Here is a 19,933-nt window from a genome sequence, read left to right as displayed (position 1 = left end):
GTATTTTGACCGAGATCATTGTTGTCACTTCGGGCAAGGGCGGCGTCGGTAAAACGACGACCAGCGCCAGCCTGTCCTGCGGTCTCGCCCGTCGCGGCCACAAGGTCGCGGTCATCGACTTCGACGTCGGCCTGCGCAACCTCGACCTGATCATGGGCTGCGAGCGCCGCGTGGTGTACGACTTCGTCAACGTGGTCAACGGCGAAGCCAACCTCAAGCAGGCGCTGATCAAGGACAAGCGTTTCGAGAACCTGCACATCCTGGCCGCCTCGCAAACGCGCGACAAAGACGCGCTGACCAAGGAAGGCGTGCAGAAGGTGCTTGAGGACCTGGCCGCGGAAGGTTTCGACTACATCGTCTGCGACTCGCCGGCGGGCATCGAAAAGGGCGCGTTCCTGGCCATGTACTTCGCCGACCAGGCGGTGGTGGTGGTCAACCCGGAAGTCTCCTCGGTGCGCGACTCCGACCGCATCCTGGGCCTGCTGTCGTCCAAGACCCGCCGCGCCGAGAACGGCGAGCGGGTCAAGGAGCACCTGCTGCTGACCCGCTACAGCCCCAAGCGGGTCGAAGACCAGGAAATGCTCAGCATCGGCGACGTCGAGGAAATCCTCGGCCTGAAGACCATCGGCGTGATCCCCGAATCCGGCGACGTGCTCAACGCCTCCAACAAGGGCGAGCCGGTGATCCTGGAAACCGAATCCGACGCTGCTCAGGCTTACGACGACGCCGTCGCCCGCCTGCTCGGCGACACCCGTCCGATGCGCTTCACCCAAGTGGAAAAGAAGGGCTTCTTCACCAAGCTGTTCGGAGGCTGAGCTTATGGGTCTGTTCGACTTCTTGCTGGCCAAGAAACCCACCGCCAACGTCGCCAAGGAACGCCTGCGCATCATCGTCGCGCACGAGCGCGCCGGCCGCGGCGGCGGCCCGGACTACTTGCCGATGCTGCAGCGCGAGCTGCTCGAAGTGATCCGCAAGTACGTCAACGTCGACGCCGAATCGGTCAAGGTCGATTTGATCGGCGAAGGCGACAACAAGGTGCTCGACATTTCCGTCGCGCTGCCGGAAGCGCCGAATCCGGCGCAGGCTTGATCGCTACGCAGCCGACCTCCCGGCCGCGGCGGTTGTCGCGTATTTCCCTGTAGGAGCGACGTCCCACGGGGATTTCCTTCGGTCGCGAGCCGCGACCAACCGCAGAGGTGTACGCAAGCGCACCAGCCGAAGCCCTTCCACGCCAACGGCGGATCGCTACGGCTCACGTGCAATCCCGAACGCGATAGTTTCGTGGCGTTTCGCGTCTTCGAAATCATTCGCAGCATCTCACCTCCACGATCGATCGTGGCCCAGGCCATTTCTACCCATACAGCTCCGCACCATGCTCACCCTGTCCGACATCGCCTTCGAAGACGTCGCCGCCCTGCTGGCGCGCTACGACCTGCGTCTTGAGCGCGTGGCCGACGGCGAAGCGATCCCGGGCAGCTACTGGGGCGAATGCGAGGCCGGCCTGATCGGCAGCACCGTTTACGCCCGCGGCGATACGCCGGTGCATTCGCTGCTGCACGAAGCCTGCCACCTGATCGTGCTGCCGCCGGAACGGCGCGCGCTGGTGCATACCGACGCCACCGATTCGATCGAGGAAGAAGACGCGGTGTGCGTGCTGCAATCGCTACTGGGCGACGAGATCCCGGGCGCCGGGCGCGAGCGCATCCTGGCCGACATGGATCAATGGGGTTACAGCTTCCGGCTCGGCTCGGCGCGCGCGTACGTCGAACAGGACGCGGAGACCTCGTGGCAGTGGCTGGCCGATCATGGGCTGGTGAAGTTGCCGGAGCGGACACTGCTGACGTAGTCGTTGGCCTCTGCGCGCGCGATCGGCGCGCAATCGACGCAATCTTCAAATCCCGGCGCGAGAGTCTTCGGGAGCGGTCACCGACGCCATCCCTGGCGCCGACGCCATTCAAACAACGCGGTCGCGGCTATCCCCATAACCGGTCCCGACTGGCACTGCTGTTGCTTCCCTTCCCCTGATGCGCCATCCAGGCGCTTACCCCCACCGAGTACCTGTGGCGGCGCGCGCGTCAGCGCGCGGCCTGCCTACGTTCTTGTACGGCATACGCCGCCCGCGACGCCGCGACGGGCACCGCAACGGCGCGATCGACTTCGACTTCGGCCTCGCTGATCGGGTCGGGCAGCGCCGAGGCGCCGCTGCGATTGGGGCCGGCATCGGCCGGACCGTTGATCAGCACCACCCCGACCGCCGCCATCGCCAGCAAGGCGAACAGGGCCACGCGGATGAGATGGTCGGCACGCAAACGGCGCTGCGCGGGTGCCGGCTCGCGCTCTCGTGCCCAGCTCAGGTCGGCGGTGAACAAACACGCCCCGCCTTCCCGGCCGCGCAGCGGCAGTGATGCCAATGTGGCCGTGTGCAATTTGCCGCCCGCGGTCCGCGTTGTTGATTTCATGCCGTATCCATTGCAGCCAAGACCGATACCAAGGGCCTGCCCCGCCCTGGCCGGACAACCGATGAACGGCTGCCCTTGGACGTCACTTTTTCCGTTTTGGCGTCACAAATCAAATCCCTTTTTGTGACACCAGTCGGAACCCGCCCGGGAGGTGCTGTTTCGCTTGCTGAACGAACCAGTCAGGAACCGGGTCTGTGTTGCGCACACGTAATGCGATTACCTAAAAATTAACAATCTAACCGATTACACATAACTAAATATTTACTTCATTTCGCGACGGACACGACGCTTCTGCCGAGACCAATCACCTGAATAGGCCAAATTGGGCCAATCGCGGCGGTTCGAGTAACCGTTTTCAGGTCCGCCGATGTGCCGGATCTGCGCAAAATCTCATCCAGACCCGACCGCGAGCGGCTGGCGACCCCGCCACTACCGCAGTGCGGCTTGCGCCCGGCCCGGACGGCCTCTAGCCTTCTGGCTCGCGCGCAAAGCGCGGCACTATTCCGGAGAGAACACACATGAAACCTGTCCGCGCCTTATTGGCGCTCGGCGTCGCTGCGGCCGTGATCGGCCTGGCCGGCTGCAAAAAGGAACCCACCCCCTCCCCGAGCACCAGCGCCCCGGCCGCCGCGCCGGAAGGCGAGACCGCGGATCAGTTCATCGCTCGCGTCAACGATGAATACAAGAAGATGTATCCGGAGATGACCGCCGCGCAGTGGTTGTCGTCGACCTACATCAACGACGACAGCCAGTTGCTCTCGGCCAAGGCCAACGAGCGTTACCTGACCCAGCTCAACAGCTGGATCGAACAATCGAAGAAGTTCGAAGGCCAGCAGATGTCGCCGGCCAGCGCGCGCGCGATCCAGTTGCTGAAGATCGGCACCGCGATGCCGGCGCCGAAAGATCCGGCCAAGCTGGCCGAACTGACCCAGATCGCCACGCGCATGGAAGGCATGTACGGCTCGGGCAGCTACTGCAGCGGCCCTGGCGACACCGACTGCCGTCAGCTCGGCGATCTGGAAGACGTGCTGCGCAACAGCCGCGACTACGACGCCCAGCTCGACGCCTGGAAGGGCTGGCACACCATTTCCAAGCCGATGCGCAAGGACTACACGCGCTTCGTCGAACTGGTCAACGAAGGCGCCAAGAACCTGGGCTACGCCGACACCGGCGAGCTGTGGCGTTCGGGTTACGACATGAGCCCGACCGAACTGGCCGCCGAAACCGACCGCCTGTGGGGCCAGGTCAAGCCGCTGTACGAACAACTGCACTGCTACACCCGCTCGCGCCTGGAAACCAAGTACGGCGCCGACAAGGGCCAGACCGGCGGCGGCATGCTGCCGGCGCATCTGCTGGGCAACATGTGGCAGCAGGACTGGGGCAACCTGTGGGACGTGCTGGCGCCGTACAGCGAACAGCAGGCCGGCAGCCTGGACATCAACGGCGCGCTGAGCCGCCAGTACCAGCAGATCCTCGACGCCCAGAACGCCAAGGCCGGCGAAGACCGCAGCCCACTGGATCAGGCGCAGGCCGAAGTCGACGCCAACCTGGCCAACGCCAAGCGCATGACCGAACGCGCGCAGGACTTCTACGTCTCGCTCGGCATGCCCAAGCTGCCCGACAGCTATTGGAACAAGACCCAGTTCATCAAGCCGCGCGACCGCGACGTGGTCTGCCACGCCAGCGCCTGGGACATGAACATGAGCGGCGACGTGCGCACCAAGATGTGCATCAAGCCGAACGAAGAAGACTTCACCACGATCTACCACGAGCTCGGCCACGTCTATTACTACCTGGCCTACAACAAGCAGCCGCCGCTGTTCCAGACCGGCGCGCACGACGGCTTCCACGAAGCCATCGGCGACACCATCGTGCTGGCGATGACGCCCAAGTACCTGGCCTCGATCGGCATGGTCGGCAATCAGCAGCAGAGCAACGAGGCGCTGATCAACGCGCAGATGCGCATGGCCTTGGCGAAGGTCTCGTTCCTGCCGTTCGGTCTGATGATCGACCGCTGGCGCTGGGGCGTGTTCGACGGTTCGATCAAGCCCGACGCCTACAACAAGGCGTGGTGGGAACTGAAGGCCAAGTACCAGGGCGTGGCGCCGGTGCAGGCGCGCGGCGAAGAGTTCTTCGACGCCGGCGCCAAGTACCACGTGCCGGGCAACACCCCGTACACGCGCTACTTCCTCTCGCACATCCTGCAGTTCCAGTTCTACAAGTCGCTGTGCGACGCGGCCGGCTACAAGGGCCCGCTGTACGAATGCAGCTTCTACGGCAACAAGGCCGCCGGCGCCAAGTTCGAGGCGATGCTGAGCAAGGGCGCCAGCCAGCCGTGGCAGCAGACGATGAAGGAACTCACCGGCGGCGAGAAGATGGACGCCTCGGCGGTGCTGGAATACTTCGCGCCGTTGCAGACCTGGCTGAAGCAGCAGAACGAAGGCAAGACCTGCGGTTGGCAGGCCTCGGCGGCGGGCGCTGCGGCGCCGAGTTCGCCGGTCAAGCCGGCGGCAGCGGCCAAGCCCGCGAAGGGCTGAGGTTCGGGCCCATCGTTGCAGTTCGGAGAAAAACCGGCTTCGGCCGGTTTTTCTTTGGCCGCGCTAAACCGGCACCGCCCCCGCCGCAGCCTGCGCGCGCACCTTGGCCAGCAAGTCGCGGTTGTCGGCGAGCAGCGACTGCAAGCGCTGTTGCAGATACGCGGCCACCATCGCCGAATAGGGTCTGTCGCCTGAGGCCATCGCCTGCAGTTGGTCGAGGTTGGATTCCACCCGCGCCAGGGTTTCCAGCGCCGGCGCCAACGGCAGTTGCGAGGCCAGCCTCAGCAGCCATTCGATGTCGGCCAAACGCGCGCGCACCATCGCCAGATGACCGGTCCGCGCTTCCACCAGGTACTGTCGGTTGAGACCCAGCACGTCGATGGTCTTCTGGCCGTAAGGATCGCGATCGCCGTCTCGGAACGTCGCCGACAGCATCGACAGCATCGACAGCTCGGCCTCCGGCCAACACAGATGGACCGACGGATCGCGCCGGGTCGGATCGATCAACAGCGGATCTTCGGCCTCGCAATCGCCGCTCGGCCCGCTCGCGCGCTGGCCGCGAATCGGGAAATGATTGCCCTTGCCGACCGTGGTCTTCGGCTGCAGGGCCAACTGCGCCAATCCCATGCCCTCGCCCGCCACCCGCAGGCCGTTGCGGCGATTGCACAGGATGCAACTCGGCAACAGGTTGTTCCAGTCCGCCGCCAGCCACCAATAGCCGCGATGCCCGGCCTCGCCTTCCACGCCGGCCTTGGGGCGGTAGTGCTCGACGTCGGTCGGCGAGCTGGCGCTGTGGAAGCTTTCGCAATACGCGCACTTGCCGTGGAACAGCGCGAACATCGCTTCGGCGACGTCGTCGCCTTTGTAGGCGCTGAAAGCGTAGCTGCCCTTGTTTCCGGCCTGGTAGTGCGCGTGCGCGCGCTTGCCTTCGGACTTGCCGGCGCCGTCGTCGGCAGTCAGCGAAACCGGCGCCGCCACCGCGTCGCGATTCACCCGCCTCATTGCTTCGTCTCCGCGCCCAAGCGACGCTCCAGCCGGCGCACGATCTCCTCCAGCGCCTGCTCGCGCAAGTCGCCGCGCTGCTGCGCGGTGCTGTCGCGGCGCGCCTGGATGTAGCGTTCGGTGGCCTCGCCTATCAACTGTTCCACCGGCGTGTCCCCGCGCGGCAAGGCGCGCAAATCCACGGCCAAACGGTCGCGCTCAGCCGCCTCTTCCGCCCGCGGTTGCGGCAACCCGAGCAAATAGGCGTAGCGATTGAGCGCGGCCTCGGTTTTCGGACTCGCGGTGCTGGGCAACCCGAACAAATCGGACGTCAGCAATTGGTCGGTACGCAACAGTTCGATGTTCGGCAGGTCTTCGCGCAGACGAATCCGATCGTGCTCATCGCGGTACAGCACCTGCACCTCTCCGTCGTGCATGCCGCGCAGGCACAGCGCGTCGTGAGCGGTAACGATGAACTGCACCCGCGGCATCGCCCGGCGCAGCGCCGACATCACCTCGATTTTCCAGCGCGGGTGCAGATGCACGTCGATCTCATCGATCAACACCACGCCTTGCGCGTATTCCAGATTGCCCCAAACCTCGACCATTCTGCGCATGATGTCCACCGCCATCGCGAACAAAGCGCGGTAGCCGTCGCTCATGCGTTCGATCGGGGTGACCCGGCCATGGGCCCTGACCCAGACCCGGTCGTGTCCATCGCGGTAGATATCATCGTCGCCGCGCAGCGCGAACACCTCGCGCATCGCCCGGACCACGGCATTGAACGCCGATTCCGGCGCCTGCGTCAGCCACGGCGCAGGATCTTCCAGCATCGCCAGTGGATCGAACAGGCTACGGTTGATCGCGTGCTTGCCAATAGATTTATGGGCGCGGAAGAACCGTCGCGCACCGTAGGCCAGCACGGTGAACGGCAGGCCCTCATCGGTGAGGAATCCGCCACGCGCATCGATCCGCAGGGTCGAGGATTCGCCCGAGGAGGTCAGCACCTGCACGCTCGGAGTCTGCGCGCGGATGTCCCAGGAATGGATCTGCCGAGGCAACAATTCATCGCCTTGCGCCCGGCTGCCGGCGCGCAGCGGCGCATCCATCAAGGCCAGCGCCAACGCCTGCAACACGGTGCTCTTGCCCGCGGCGTTCTCGCCGAGCAGCATGGCGCAAGGCGCGCGATCGAAGGAGCGCGATGAGGCGAAATTCAATTCGATATCGTCCAATCCCTTGAAATTGCGAATACGAACCCGTTGCACATAGGAATCGCGACGCGACGGCGCGGGCTTCGGCGAAAACGATTCGGATGCCGCGCGCAGTTCTTCGGCGCCGAACAAACCCAGACCGTCGCGGCGATAGTCGGCCACCACCTCGTGCCATATCTGGCGATGGCCGCTCAGGCGCGGCAGATCGCGGGCGAGATCGAAACCGGCTCCGACCTTTGCGCCGATCCTGCGCGCGGTTTCGCGGTACACCGCGTCCACCGCGATCCGTATCGCGCCGGCGTAGGCAAGCGCGCTGAAGTTTCCCAATAGCTGGATACTGCGTTCGTCCGGCGATTCGATCAGCTCGGCGATCAACTCCAAGGTTCCGTCCACTTCAAGCCGTCGGCCTTCCAGCAGCCGGGGCCGATTGAGCCGCAACAGCTCGATCGTCGCCTGCCCTTTGTCGGAGCGGGCCCGCCACTGGCCATCGTGCGAAAAAGCCAGATGCCGCGCGGGATCCTCGCGGCAGGGATCGATCAACAACGCCCCCTCGCTTTCGATCAGTTGCCGCCACGGCGTCATCGGCAGCGCCCGCGGGGTATCAACCGGAAACAGGTTGCGCTTGGCGAGCAGACATTCGTCGCAGGCCAGCATCAAATTCCGCCATTCGAAAGCCAGCCAACCGTAGTGATCGGGACTGCCGGATTCGTTCTCGGCATTGGCCGCGGCCGAGATCGGCCGGAAGTGATCGATCGAGGCCTGGCTGCGATCGCTGAAGCCGCTCTCGCAATAAGCGCATTTGGCCGAGAACTGGCGAATCAGCGCCGCGTGCACCGTCCCATCCAGAAACAGCGGCCGGTATTCTTCGAACGGCGCGCGCTTTCGCTGGCGCAGGTCCGCCGGCAAGCTGAAAAACTCGTTGAGCTCATGCGCCCAGCGCAACAAATCGGGCCGGCGCAACGACGGCGGCGTCGCCAGGCGTTTGACTCTTCTCATCCAGTCCTTCCCTTGGGCGCGATGGCGCCTGAGGCAGCGCGCGTTGGTCCACACGCGCATTATGGACATGGCCGGTTCTGGCGAAACAGGGCCCCGCTCGCATTCGCCATGCAAGAAGCCAGTTCGAATCGGGCAAAATACGTCCTCGACGCCTTTTACGATCCCGCCGGCCGCGTCGCCCGCGGCAGCCGCGCTTGGAGTTTCCGCATGATTCCGACCTCACGCCTGTTCATCGCCTTGCTGCTGGCGCTGCCCTGCGTCGCGTCCGCCGCCGAACCCGTCGACCTGCTGATCCGCCACGCCAACCTCGTCGACGTCGTCGCCGGCAAGCTGCGCCCGGACCGGCTGATCGCGGTGCGCGGGGACCGCATCGTGGCGGTCGAGGCGGACTCGCGCGCGGGTCGGTTCGAGGCGGCGCGCAGCATCGATGCGCAAGGCAAGTACGCGATCCCCGGGCTGTGGGACATGCACGTGCATTTCGGCGGCGGCGACAAGCTGATCGAGGAGAACAAGAACCTGCTGCCGCTGTACGTGGCCCACGGCATCGCCGCGGTGCGCGATGCGGCCGGCGATCTGAGTCCGAGCGTGTTCGAGTGGCGCGATGCGGTCGCCCGCGGTGCGCTGGCGGGGCCGACGATCTTTACCTCGGGACCGAAGCTGGAAGGCTACAAGTCGATCTGGCCGGGCGATATCGAAGTGGGCACTCACGAGGAAATCGCCCAGGCCCTGGATCGATTGCAGGGCTGGAAGGTCGATTTCGTCAAGATCACCGACAACACCTTGTCGCCCGAGTTGTTCATGGACGCGCTCAAGCAGGCGCACGCGCGCGGTCTGCGGGTGTCGGCGCATGTTCCGTTCTCGCTCACCATCGATGAAGTCAGCCAGGCCGGGCTGAGTTCGATCGAACATATCGAGTACGCCTACAAGGCCGGTTCCGCGCAGGAGGCGCAGATCGGCGCGATGGTCCGGCGCGGCGAGATCGACAGCAAGGAAGGCTGGAACCGGATCCAGGCGAGCTTCGACGAAAACACCGCGCGCGCCGCGTACAAACGTCTGGCCCGCCGCGGCACTGCGATCACTCCGACCCTCAATGGCAGTTTCGTCACCACCTATCTGGACCGCAACGATCATCGCGGCGACGATTACCTCAAGTACATCGGTCCTGGCCTGCAGGCGACTTATGCGTGGCGGGTGGAGCGGGCGGCCAAAGACGACGCGGCGGCGATCGAGCGCCGGCACCAACGCTATGAGCGCAATGCCGCGATTCTGCCTTTGTTGCAGCAGTCGGGCATGAATATTCTGGCCGGCACCGACGCCGGTTTTCTCAATTCGTTCAATTATCCCGGGGTCGGGTTGCACGATGAGATGCAGCGCTTCGTCGAAAGCGGTTTGACGCCGTTGCAGACGTTGCAGGCGGCGACCATCAATGGTGCGAGGTTCCTGGGGAAGGACCAGGCGCATGGGAGTCTCGCTGCCGGCAAGGCCGCGGATATCGTTTTGCTCGGCGCCGACCCGCTGCGCGATATCGCAGCGACGCGGCGTATCGATACCTTCGTGTTGCGCGGCAAGGTTTACGACCGCAAGGCGTTGGATGCGATGCTGGAAGACGTGCGCGAGCGAGTAGCTGCGCAGCAAAAGCAAGCCGCTCCGTAACCCGCCGTCACTGTTCCCCCCCTTTGAAAAAGGGGGGTTAGGGGGGATTTGCTTTTGCTTTTGCTGTTGTTGATCCGCCTAAGATCAAAGACAAAAGCAAATCCCCCCTACCCCCCCTTTTTCAAAGGGGGGAACGGGCTCCGGCTACCTCCGGAACTTCTGCGGCGTCGTCCCACTGAACTGCTGAAACATCGCAATAAACGCCGACGCGCTCGCATACCCCATCTGCGCCGCCACCTGCTGCACGCTGCGCCCCTGCTCCAGCAACGGAATCGATTGCTGAAACCGCAGCCGCTGCCGCCACTGGCTGAACGACATCCCCAGTTCGTCGCGGCAACGCCGGCTCAGCGTGCGCTCGGTGGTGTGCACGCGCTGCGCCCACTCCTCCAAGGTGGTGTTGTCGCCCGGCGCGTGCTGCAGCGCGTCCAGGATCGGCCCCAGCAAACGGTCCTCGCTCTGCGGCACGAAGCGCTGCAGCATCGGCGTGGCCAGCAGTTTGTCGATCAACACCCGCGCCAGCCGGCGGTCGGCCGGGGTGTCGGGAATCTCCACGCCGCGGTCGAACAAGTCCTCGACCCCGGCGATGAACAACGGATGCAAACGCACGATCCCCGGCGCCTTGGGCAAGGTCGGGGTATAGCGCTCGGCGATGTTGATGAGCCGGCACTTCACTTCGCGCCGGTTGTGCGAGGTGTGGTCCATCCGCGGCGGAATCCACACCGCATACCCAGGCGGGGCGAAAAACGGCTGGCCTTCGACCACGAACGCCATGCTGCCGGACTCCACGAACGCCAGCTGGCCCCAGGGGTGCTGGTGCAACGCGCTCTCGGTGTCCACCGCCAGCGCCTCGTAGCGCAGCAGCAACGGGCCGGGCAATGAACGGTAGGGGTAATGGAATTGGCGGCTGCGGCGCATCTTGTCCGGGCCTCGCTACGGTCTGTCTGGTTATCGGCATCTGCCGATTACCCGACATTCTAGAATAAGCCGCCCCACTGTTGTACCGGTTGTACGAAGGAAGTCCGCAATGCACCTGTTACTGCCGATCCTGGCCACGCTGATCTGGGCCGGAAACACGATCGTCAGCAAGCTCTCGGCCGGCGCGATCGAGCCGGCCGCGATCTCGTTCTACCGTTGGCTGGTCGCGCTGCTCGCGCTGACCCCGTTCATGCTGCCCCGGGTCTGGAAACTGCGCGCGCAAGTGCGGCCGTACTGGCGCAAGCTGGTGGTGCTGGCCGCGCTGGGCATGGTGATGTATCAGTCGCTGGCGTATTTCGCCGCGCACAGCGTCAGCGCGATGTCGATGGGTTTGATCGTCGCGGCGATTCCGCCGATGACGATGCTGATCGGCATGGTCGTGCTCAAGACCCGGCCGTCGGCTGGCATGCTGATCGGCGCGGCGATTTCCTTCGCCGGCTTGAGTTGGCTGCTCAGCGGCGGCCACCCGTTGCGGCTGCTCCAGCAAGGCCTGGGCCGCGGCGAGATGATGATGATGCTGGCGGCGTTCTCCTACGCCTTGTACGGCGTGTTGGTGAAGCGCTGGGCGCTGCCGATCCCCAACGGCGAATCGCTGTATTTGCAGATCCTGTGCGGAACCTTGTTGTTGCTGCCGGGTTTCCTGCTGGCGCCGTCGGTGGCGTTGAATGCGCACAACTTGCCGCTGGTGCTTTACGCCGGCCTGCTGGCTTCGACCTTGGCGCCCTGGTTCTGGATGCACGCCCTGCTGCGCCTGGGCACCGACAAGACCGCGGTGCTGATGAACCTCACCCCGGTGTTCACCGCCGCGTTCGCGGTGTGGCTGCTCGGCGAGCCGTTGCAGGCCTATCACTGGATCGGCGGCGGCCTGACCCTGCTCGGCGTGGCGGTGGCGCAAGCGCTGCGGCAACGGCCGGCGCCGGTGTTGCGAACCCAGGAATGCGCCGGCTGAGATCGCCCGCCGGCCGGAACGCGCGGCGCCCGACGCCGCGCTGACATTCGTCATGCCGTGGATGCTGCAACGATGAAACCCAGCGCTCGCGCGCCCTGCGCGAGCGCTTCGTCAGTGTGAGCCGCGTCAAGTTCGCCGCGCACGCGCGCTGTTAGGGTCGCAGACATGTCGTCGCCACCCGACTCACAATCGCCAGCCAAGCGACTCGCGCCGCCCTTGCTTTGGGCGGCGTTGGCGCTGGCCGCGGCGCTGGTGGTCGCGCTGGGATGGCAGGTCGGCCGGATGCGCGCGGACCAGCGCTGGTTGGCCGATCGGGTCACCCAACCTTATGTCGGCATGTACGTGCCCCGGCTCGCGCTGACCGCGCTGGACGGCCAGCCGCTGGAACTCGGCCAGCCGCGCGGCGAGGTCCAGGTGCTGTTCTTCTTCACCACCACCTGCCCGTATTGCCGCGCCTCGCTGCCGCAGCTCAAGCTCGCCGCGCGGCAGTTGCAGGCCGCGTCCGGCGGCCGCGCCGAACTGGTCGGTGTGGCCTTCGCCTCGGCCGAGCGCACCGCCGCCTATGCGCGCGAACACGCATTGAATTTTCCGTTGATCGCCCACGACGACCGCCGCACCGCCGCGCTGTTCCGCGCGCGCAAGGTGCCGGCGTTGCTGGTGATCGGCCGCGACGGGCGGGTGCGCTACCAGCACGTCGGCGCCATCGACGACAAACAAACGCTGCGCGAGCTGTTGCTCGCCGTCGGCGCGCAATCGCAATCGCCGCAAAGCAATCCGCAACGCGCGCTCGCGGCCCGTTAGGCGCAAGCGCGGCAACGGCATCGTCGGGACGGGGACTCGGCCCGACGATGCGCAAGCCCAAGATCATGCATCACCGCTGCACGGCTCTCCGGCCGCCTCATCGCCGCGCATGCCGGAACCCTCCGCGGGGATCGCGGCTCACATCGACAGGAGTTGAGCAATGATCAAGCGTAATCGTGGCGTACGAGTCGTCCTGGCCGCCCTGCTGTTCTCGGCCGCGATGGGATTCGGCGCCTTCCAGGTGGTCGCCGGCAACGGCGCCGCGCCGGCCCCATCGGCATCGTGCGATTCGTTCGAATGCCGCACAGAGTGCGCGGAGTTCGGCGGAGACCTCGGTCCCGGCGGCCCCGGGCGTCCCTTGGTTTGTTATTGCTGCGGCTGATCCCCCTCGGCCGCAAGCCTGTGCCGGCCGCGGGGGGTGGCCCCCGGCCGGCTTTTTTTTGTTCCGCGATCGACGCGAGTGCGACCGATCGCCCGCCCGCACCCTGCCCGATCGCCGGCGCGTTGCGCAACGCGAGCTCCGGCCTGTCTGCGCGCGCGCCGACCCGACGCCCTGACGGGCTGAAGCCTCAAACGTAAAACCCCGATCGAACCGGCCACGACCCGCGCGTTGCTTGCGCCGACAGGCGCCAAGCGCGGATTTGCACGCACCGATACAGACGAACGTCGCAAGGTTTGTTAGCGTGTGTGAAACGTTTCACACCCGCTTGACGTTGCGATGGGGCGCAACGCGATGGCGACTCGCTGGTTCCGCCTGCCGGCAACGGCCGCGGCAGACGCGGGGCGCGCATGAGGCTTGCCGCCTCACCGGCCCCGACGACTGACACGCACAAGGCGAGCGAGCGCTGCGATGCCACAACGCATCGATCGGATCAAGAACCTGGCCGCGGTGTCGCAGTTCCGCATCGGCGCGCTGTTGGTTCAACCCGACCGCCTGGCGATCGTCCGCGACGGCGTGTCCACCGCGCTGGAACCGCGGATGATGGAAGTGCTGATCGCGCTGGCCGAACGCGCCGGCGAGGTGATCAGCGCCGAGCAACTGTTGATCGAAATCTGGCGCGGCACCTTCTACGGCGACAACCCGGTCCACAAGACCATCGCCCAATTGCGCAGGCGCCTGGGCGACAGCAGCCGCGAACCGGACTACATCGAAACCATCCGCAAGCGCGGCTACCGGCTGGTGGCGCGGGTCAGTTTCCCCGACGACTACCGCAGCGGCCTGCCGCGCGCGGCGGCGTGGACCCAGGGCAGCCCGTACGTGGGCCTGCGCTCGTTCGATCAGGAACACTCCGGCGTGTTCTTCGGCCGCAGCCGCGCGACCGCGGAGCTGCTGGCCACCCTGCGCGAGCAAATGGACAACCAGCGTCGCTTCGTCCTGGTGTCCGGCGCCAGCGGTTGCGGCAAGACCTCGTTGCTGCGCGCCGGGGTGATGCCGCTGCTGCGCCAGGACGGCGGTTTCGACGGCCTGCACGCGCTCAGCAGCGCCTATTTCGACCTGGGCGCCTGCCGCGGCGGCGACCTGCTGGCGCGCTTGGCGCAATCGCTGTGCGAATGGACGCTGGACCAGCGCCCGGTGTTTCTGCCGACAGAGGCCGAATGGCTGCAGCAGCAGTTGCGCCAGTCGCCCGACGCGGTGCGCGCGCGCATCGACGACGCCTTCGCCCGCCGCACCGCGAGCCTGGCCGAACGCGCGCATCTGCTGCTGGTGACCGACCACGCCGAGGCCGCGGTGGCCGCGCCCGCGATCACCGACGCCGACCGCGCCGATTTCGGCGCCGCGCTCAACGCGCTGTGCGCATCGCCGCGGGTGGCGATCATCGCCATCACCCGCAGCGATTTCTATCCGGCCCTGATCGAACGCGTGCCCGGGCTGGCCGAGCTCAAGGCCGGCGACGGCCATATCGATCTGCTGACCCCGCGGGTGGGCGAAATCGGCCAGATCATCCGCGCGCCGGCGGCGCTGGCCGGGCTGAGTTTCGAGGAAGACCCCGACAGCTCGATCCGCCTGGACGACCTGCTGCGCGACGCCGCCGCCGCGCATCCGGATTCGCTGCCGCTGCTGCAGCACACCTTGCAGGCCCTGTACGAACGGCAGAGCACCGAAGGCCTGCTGAGCCTGTCGACCTACCGCGAACTCGGCGGCCTGGAAGGCGCGCTGGCGCACCGCGCCGAGCAGGTCTACGCCGAACTGCCGGCGGCGGCGCAGGCCAGTCTGGAACGGGTGCTGGCGGCGTTGATCGTGATCCGCCCCGACAGCGACGCGGTCACCGCGCGGCGGGTGCTGTGGTCCAGCCTGGACGGCGCGGCCGCGCGCGAACTGGCCGAGGCCTTCGTCCGCGCGCGCCTGTTCGTCGGCGAACTCAGCGGCGGCGAACCCGGCTTCGGCGTCGCCCACGAAGCCTTGTTGCGGCAATGGCCGCGCGCGCGCGAATGGGCGCGCGAAAACCGGCAACTGCTGCAAGCGCGCGAACGCCTGCAACGCGCGGCGCGGCGCTGGGCCGCCGAAGGCCGCCGCGCCGACCACCTGCTCAATCCGGGCCGCCCGCTGGCCGAGGCGCGCGAAGCCGCGCGCCGTCTGCCCGACGACCTGGACGCCGACGACCTGCAATTCCTGCACGCCTCCGAACGCCAGCAGCGACGCAAGCAATGGCTGCGCGCCAGCGCGATCGGCGCGTTGTGCGCGATGGCGCTGGTCGCCATCGGCCTGGGGCTGCAAGCGTGGCAGGCGCGGCGCGAGGCCGAGCGCCGGCGCGACCAGGCCCAGCAACTGGTCTCGTTCATGCTCGGCGACCTGGCCGAGCAGCTGCGCCCGATCGGCAACCTGAAACTGCTCGACAGCGTCGGCAGCCAGGCGCTGACCTATCTGGAGTACATGCCCGAAGCCGACATGCAGCCGCGCGAACTGATCAGCCACGCGCGCGCGCTGCGCACGGTCGGCGAAGTGCTGATGAACCAGGCGCGCTTCCCCGAGGCGCGCGCCGCGTTCGAACGCGCCCATCAGGCGTCCGCGTTGGCCGTCGCCGGCTCGCCCGAATCGCTAGACGCCCTGGCCGAATCCGGGACCACCGCGTACTGGCTGGGTCACCACGACTATCTGCAGAAAAAATTCGATTCCGCCCGCAAGCATTGGCAGGAATACCTGAGCACCTCGGAACGTTTGGTCGCGCGCGCGCCGAACGATCCGCGCTGGCAGCTGGAACTGTCCTATGCGCTCAACAACCTGGGCACCTTGGCCCTGAGCGGACAGCGCAGCGACGAGGCCGGTGAATTGTTCGCCCGCTCGGTCGCGATCAAGCAGCAATTGCTGGCGAAAAAACCCAGCGATAAATCGCTGCGCTTCGAGCTGGTCGACAGCCTGTCGTGGCTGAGCAGCGCGCAAGACCTGCGGGGGTTGTTGATCGAAGCCGCGCAAGGCTACGCCGCACAGACTCAGATGCTGCGCGAGTTGGTCGACAGCGAGCCCGATGCCGACGAATGGCGGCGCAAGTTGGCGACCTCGCTGCTGCGCAGTTCGGTGCTGGCGCTCGACCGCGGCCGCCTGGATCAGGCCGAAACCGAAATCGAAGAAGCCGTGCGCTTGCTCGATACGCTGGTGGAGCTGCAACCCGACAACAAGGTTTGGCGGCGCAACCTCGGCCACGCCTACTCCCATGCCGGGCTGGTGGCGGCCTACAACGGCCAGCGCGAACGCGCCCTGCAACGCTTGCGCGCGGCGCAGCGCACGCTCGCGCCGATCATGCGCGAGAGCGATCCGCCGCCGGAATGGCGTTTGCTCGCTGCGCTGGTGCGGCTGAACCTGGCGCAAGGCGATGCCCACACCAACGACCAGCAGGCCGATGCGGTAGTCGCCGACCTGCTGGCTTTGCATCGCAGCGCTCCGGCCGATCTGCCCAATCGCTCCACCCTCGCCCGCGCGTTGGCCTGGCGCGGCGAGCGCCACGCCGCCGCCGGCGATCGCGAGCGTGCGCGGCAGGATTGGACGCAAGTGGTGGAATTGCTCGCCGACAGCGTCGCCGACAGCCGCAATCGCATGGTCCTGGATGCCTGGTCGCGCGCGCAGGCGCAGTTGGGCGCGCGCGACCGCGCCGCGCGCCAGATCGCCTGGCTGCAAGGCATCGGATACCGAAATCCCGGCTTCGTGGCCTTTTACGAAGCCGTCCCGCAGCAACGTTGAGAAACAGGAATTGACCATGGCCAACAAGAAGGACTCCGCCAAGCAGGCGGCCGCATCGGACAAGCAAGGCAAGAGCAAAAAGGGCAAGCACAAGCCCGACGATTTGCCGGTGCAGAGCATCCAGCTGACCCTGGCGCACGTCGGCTTCGGCGGCAACGCCGGCAAGGGCCATTACTTCTACAGCTTCTCTCCCGACGTGGTGACCATCCAGAGCAAGGGGCCGGTGACCCTGGAATACGTATTCGAAGCGGAAGTGTCCGAGCGCTTCCGGATCGTCAATGTGCTCAACTCCGACGCCTTCAAGCAGATCGGCGAGCCGAAAATCTACGACGACGGGCGCCGCGTGCGCATGCGCAACGAGAATTCGGTCTCCACGCTGATCTTCTTCACCGTGCTGGTGGAGGACTCGTTCAACGCCTACAACGACGTGCAGCTGATCTCGTGCGATCCGCAGGTCGGCAACGATCCGCAGGCCACGCCGCCGGGCAAGAAGCGCGGCTAAGCGGCAAGAGCACGGGCGGTTTAGACCGCTCGTGCTTTGTGGTTAGGCGTTGGGGCGCTTGGATCCTGGATTCTTGGCTCGAAATTCGCGATTCGCCATTCGAATACAGCGCCCCCACCTACCGTCATTCCCGCGAAGGCGGGAACGACGACCTGCAAGGATGACGCTGAAGTCCGCCCCCGCCTGCGCGCAAACGCCATCGCGCAAGACAACCGCCGGTGAGTCCCACCGGCGCCGATACGCGCGATCACCTTCGACAGTGATCGCGCGCGGCGCCTTGCCGGGATGACTTACTGAATCTGGCAGAAGCTGGCGAACTGGTCGGCGGTGTAATAGCGCTTGCCGATCGGCTTGCCCTTGGAACCTTCCTGGACCAGATAGACCAGGCCTTGCGGCGAGCCCAGCAGACGCGGCGCGGCGCGCCAGTACTTCGGTCCCAGCGCGCCCAGCTTGGGCAGCAGGCCCTGGGCGTTGTCGTAGACCCGGGCGTTGAGTTGCAGCTTCTCGCACGCCGCGACCGGGTCGCCGGCGCGGGCGCAGTCGTTGAAGGACTGCACCATCTTCTGCACGTTCTTGGGCAGCGGCGTCTTGCAGGCCGGCGGGTCGCCCGCCAGCGCGGGCAGTGCGGCGAGAGTCAGGACAGCGGTCAGCAGGCACCGGGCGAGCGTGGCGTTCATGGGTATCTCCGTTTGGGTGAAACGCGGGCTCCGGCGTGGCCGGCGCATCCCGCGCCGCGACATGGGTCGCCGGCACACCCTGGGCGCCGCGCCGGATCGGCGCCTTACCGCAACCTTACGGTCGGGCGGCCGCGGCGCCGGCGCGGGCCCTGTTCACCCAGCCTCACTCAGACCCGCTTTGGCTCACCGCAAAACTGGCGGCGGCGTCGCGTTATCGCCGCGTGCCGGTCCGGCGAACCTGACGGAGCCGCGTCAGCCGATATCCAAGTCATTGAATCGACAGGCGATCCCACTCCGTAAGGTTGCCGTAAGGCGGTCAACTGACCGCACGCGCAGTGTGCGCCCACCCGGATCGCCGCGTGCCGCTTCCGGGCGTCGGGCCGCAGCAGCGTCCGGCCTCCGGCACGCAGCGCCGCCCCGCGGCGATGCAGGAGCCAGGCCATGTCCGAGTCCGAATATCCCTATGCCGCCGGCGGCGACGAGACGCTGGAGTCCCAGGACGACGTCGGCCCGCTCTCGCAGTTCCGCCACGGCGCCCAGGACCGGCGCCTGCTGGAGCTGGCGCGGCTGGACGCCGGCAGCGCCGCCGCCAACGCCGACTTCGACGACAAGCCCTGGGGCCTGCTGTACCGCGCGCTGATCGATTCGATCGGCCTGTCGCCGGACGACTTCCAGCTGACCTACCCGAGCGCGCACTGGGACTGGCCGCGCTCGCAGGCCGGCTTCATCCCCGCCGCGCAGTACGACTTTTGCGCGACCGCGCCGCAATGGAGCGCGATCGGCGCCTACGTGTCCAGCGGCGACACCGTCCACCAGGCCTATCAGCAATTCCTCAACGTGATCCCGGCGCAGACCGAATACCGCAGCCTGCGCCAGCACCTGCACGACGCCGACGACGCCCTGGTTACCGCGACCAACCAATACACCCTGGCCACCACCGCGGCCGCGTCCTCCTACGCCAATCAGGTCGGCGATCACCCGCCTACTTTCAGCGAATGGCTCGGCTGCGAACGCGGCCGCCCGTACCAGACCCGGATCATCGCCGCGCAAGTGGCGATGAATCAGGCCCAGGCGCACTACAGCGCGCTGATCGCGCAATGCGAACTGCCCGGGCTGGGCGAAGCGCAACGCCGCTGCGCCGCCGACGAACACCTGGTGCGCTTCTCCGATCTCAACCTGCTGCGCCTGCCCAAGGTGCCGGACTGGCGGATCGAACAGAACGCCGCCGAGTGGGTGGCCCGGGTCGAAGCCGGCAACGGTCCGGCCGGCGTGACCCTGGGTTTCAGCCATCGCGAGGCGCCGTACGATTTCGCCCAGACCTGGGCCGGACGCCGCGGCCGCATCCGCCAGTTGTTCTGGCAAGTGCGGATCAACGGGCGCTGGGAGCGCATCGACGAATTCGAGTTCGACAACAAGCTGGAGTTGTCGCTGGATTTCCACGCGGTCGACCGGATCGGCATCCGCCCGGGCGAATGGTTCGACGGCGAATTCGCCCGCAGCATGATCGACGGGCCGTTCATGCCGGGCTACAGCCCCTTCGGCGGCGATTCGATCGAGACCCGCGGGCAGCCGGTGTTCGGCGAACGCGGCTTCTTCGGGCTGATCAAGAACGGCATGGTCGTGGGCTACAAGCCCTCGTTCGCGATCCGCACCACCACCTCGACCTTCCGCCGCTTCGCCGATCCGTTCAAGGCCGCCACCGGTTTGCGGATCGGGCCGTTCACCTTCGAAGCCGAAGGCGGCAGCGTCGCCGCGGGCTGGAAAGCCGATGCGGCCACGCAAACCTTTACCGGCGCCAGCACCTGCCGGCGCCCGCTGATCATCGGCGCGACGGTGTCGGAGTTGCCCAACGCGCCGGTGTGAGGCTTTGCAAATCTAAGCAAATCGGGTTTCGCGGAGTCCGTCCGCGAAACGACCGCGGAGAGCGTCGCGCGCAGCCAGCGTAACCGCGACGTCCCGAACGATCGGCAGGCATCGCTCAGCGACGGCGGATGCCGCCGATCCCGCGGTCGGCAAGG

Annotated in this window: 16 protein-coding genes; 11 read left to right on the top strand and 5 right to left on the bottom strand. The window is 66.6% G+C overall.

Annotated elements, in window-relative coordinates; genetic code table 11:
* Positions 1-5 precede the first annotated feature (5 nt).
* The 3 genes from minD to V7787_RS40830 all read left to right on the top strand — a co-directional run bounded on the left by minD (position 6) and on the right by V7787_RS40830 (position 1,846).
* On the top strand, positions 6-815 hold the full coding sequence (minD, locus tag V7787_RS40840) for a septum site-determining protein MinD (protein ID WP_336093295.1): 810 nt from the start codon (positions 6-8) through the stop codon (positions 813-815).
* 4 nt (positions 816-819) lie between these two features.
* A complete protein-coding gene (gene minE / locus V7787_RS40835) occupies positions 820-1,089 on the top strand; it encodes a cell division topological specificity factor MinE (RefSeq protein ID WP_336093294.1) in 270 nt (89 codons plus the stop codon).
* 283 nt (positions 1,090-1,372) lie between these two features.
* Entirely contained in the window at positions 1,373-1,846 is a 474-nt protein-coding gene (locus tag V7787_RS40830; protein ID WP_336093293.1) for a hypothetical protein, read from the top strand.
* 229 nt (positions 1,847-2,075) lie between these two features.
* On the opposite strand, the gene V7787_RS40825 is transcribed toward V7787_RS40830, so the two are convergent.
* Positions 2,076-2,369 carry a hypothetical protein gene (locus V7787_RS40825; protein ID WP_336093291.1) on the bottom strand — a complete coding sequence of 98 codons (294 nt, stop codon included), beginning with the start codon at positions 2,367-2,369 and terminating at the stop codon, positions 2,076-2,078.
* A 608-nt stretch (positions 2,370-2,977) separates the two neighbouring features.
* On the opposite strand from V7787_RS40825, the gene V7787_RS40820 reads away from it, so the two are divergent.
* On the top strand, positions 2,978-4,996 hold the full coding sequence (locus V7787_RS40820; protein WP_336093289.1) for a M2 family metallopeptidase: 2,019 nt from the start codon (positions 2,978-2,980) through the stop codon (positions 4,994-4,996).
* A gap of 63 nt (positions 4,997-5,059) precedes the next feature.
* On the opposite strand, the gene V7787_RS40815 is transcribed toward V7787_RS40820, so the two are convergent.
* Complete coding sequence (locus V7787_RS40815; protein ID WP_336093288.1) at positions 5,060-5,998, bottom strand: hypothetical protein; 939 nt, start codon at positions 5,996-5,998, stop codon at positions 5,060-5,062.
* Complete coding sequence (locus V7787_RS40810; RefSeq protein ID WP_336093287.1) at positions 5,995-8,184, bottom strand: AAA family ATPase; 2,190 nt, start codon at positions 8,182-8,184, stop codon at positions 5,995-5,997. Before V7787_RS40810 ends, V7787_RS40815 begins: the two co-directional genes overlap by 4 nt.
* A 207-nt stretch (positions 8,185-8,391) precedes the next feature.
* On the opposite strand from V7787_RS40810, the gene V7787_RS40805 reads away from it, so the two are divergent.
* Entirely contained in the window at positions 8,392-9,837 is a 1,446-nt protein-coding gene (locus V7787_RS40805; protein WP_336093286.1) for an amidohydrolase family protein, read from the top strand.
* 144 nt (positions 9,838-9,981) lie between these two features.
* Here the strand turns inward: V7787_RS40805 and V7787_RS40800 are convergent, their stop codons facing one another.
* Positions 9,982-10,752: a helix-turn-helix domain-containing protein gene (locus V7787_RS40800; RefSeq protein ID WP_336093285.1), complete on the bottom strand. Its 771-nt coding sequence runs from the start codon at positions 10,750-10,752 to the stop codon at positions 9,982-9,984.
* Between the two features lie 109 nt (positions 10,753-10,861).
* Between V7787_RS40800 and V7787_RS40795 the strand changes: the two genes are divergently transcribed.
* The 5 genes from V7787_RS40795 (at position 10,862) to V7787_RS40775 (ending at position 17,238) form a co-directional block, all read left to right on the top strand.
* Positions 10,862-11,761 (top strand): DMT family transporter, encoded by a 900-nt coding sequence (locus tag V7787_RS40795; RefSeq protein ID WP_336093284.1) that lies wholly within the window; start codon positions 10,862-10,864, stop codon positions 11,759-11,761.
* A 165-nt stretch (positions 11,762-11,926) separates the two neighbouring features.
* Entirely contained in the window at positions 11,927-12,562 is a 636-nt protein-coding gene (locus tag V7787_RS40790) for a peroxiredoxin family protein (protein WP_336093283.1), read from the top strand.
* Positions 12,563-12,722: 160 nt separating this feature from the next.
* The gene (locus V7787_RS40785; protein ID WP_336093282.1) at positions 12,723-12,944 is read left to right on the top strand and encodes a hypothetical protein; all 222 of its coding nucleotides are present in this window, start codon (positions 12,723-12,725) and stop codon (positions 12,942-12,944) included.
* A gap of 468 nt (positions 12,945-13,412) precedes the next feature.
* Positions 13,413-16,736, top strand: a complete 3,324-nt coding sequence (locus V7787_RS40780; protein WP_336093281.1) for an nSTAND1 domain-containing NTPase — start codon at positions 13,413-13,415, stop codon at positions 16,734-16,736.
* 16 nt (positions 16,737-16,752) lie between these two features.
* On the top strand, positions 16,753-17,238 hold the full coding sequence (locus V7787_RS40775) for a hypothetical protein (protein ID WP_336093280.1): 486 nt from the start codon (positions 16,753-16,755) through the stop codon (positions 17,236-17,238).
* A gap of 290 nt (positions 17,239-17,528) precedes the next feature.
* Here the strand turns inward: V7787_RS40775 and V7787_RS40770 are convergent, their stop codons facing one another.
* Complete coding sequence (locus V7787_RS40770; RefSeq protein ID WP_336093279.1) at positions 17,529-17,915, bottom strand: hypothetical protein; 387 nt, start codon at positions 17,913-17,915, stop codon at positions 17,529-17,531.
* Positions 17,916-18,356: 441 nt separating this feature from the next.
* Here V7787_RS40770 and V7787_RS40765 point away from each other — a divergent pair, with 441 nt between their 5' ends.
* Positions 18,357-19,778, top strand: coding sequence for a hypothetical protein (locus V7787_RS40765; RefSeq protein ID WP_336093278.1), 1,422 nt, complete (start codon positions 18,357-18,359; stop codon positions 19,776-19,778).
* Positions 19,779-19,933 lie beyond the last annotated feature (155 nt).

The sequence above is a fragment of the Pseudomonas sp. CGJS7 genome, from assembly GCF_036961695.1.
This window is presented reverse-complemented; position numbering and strand designations above follow the sequence as displayed.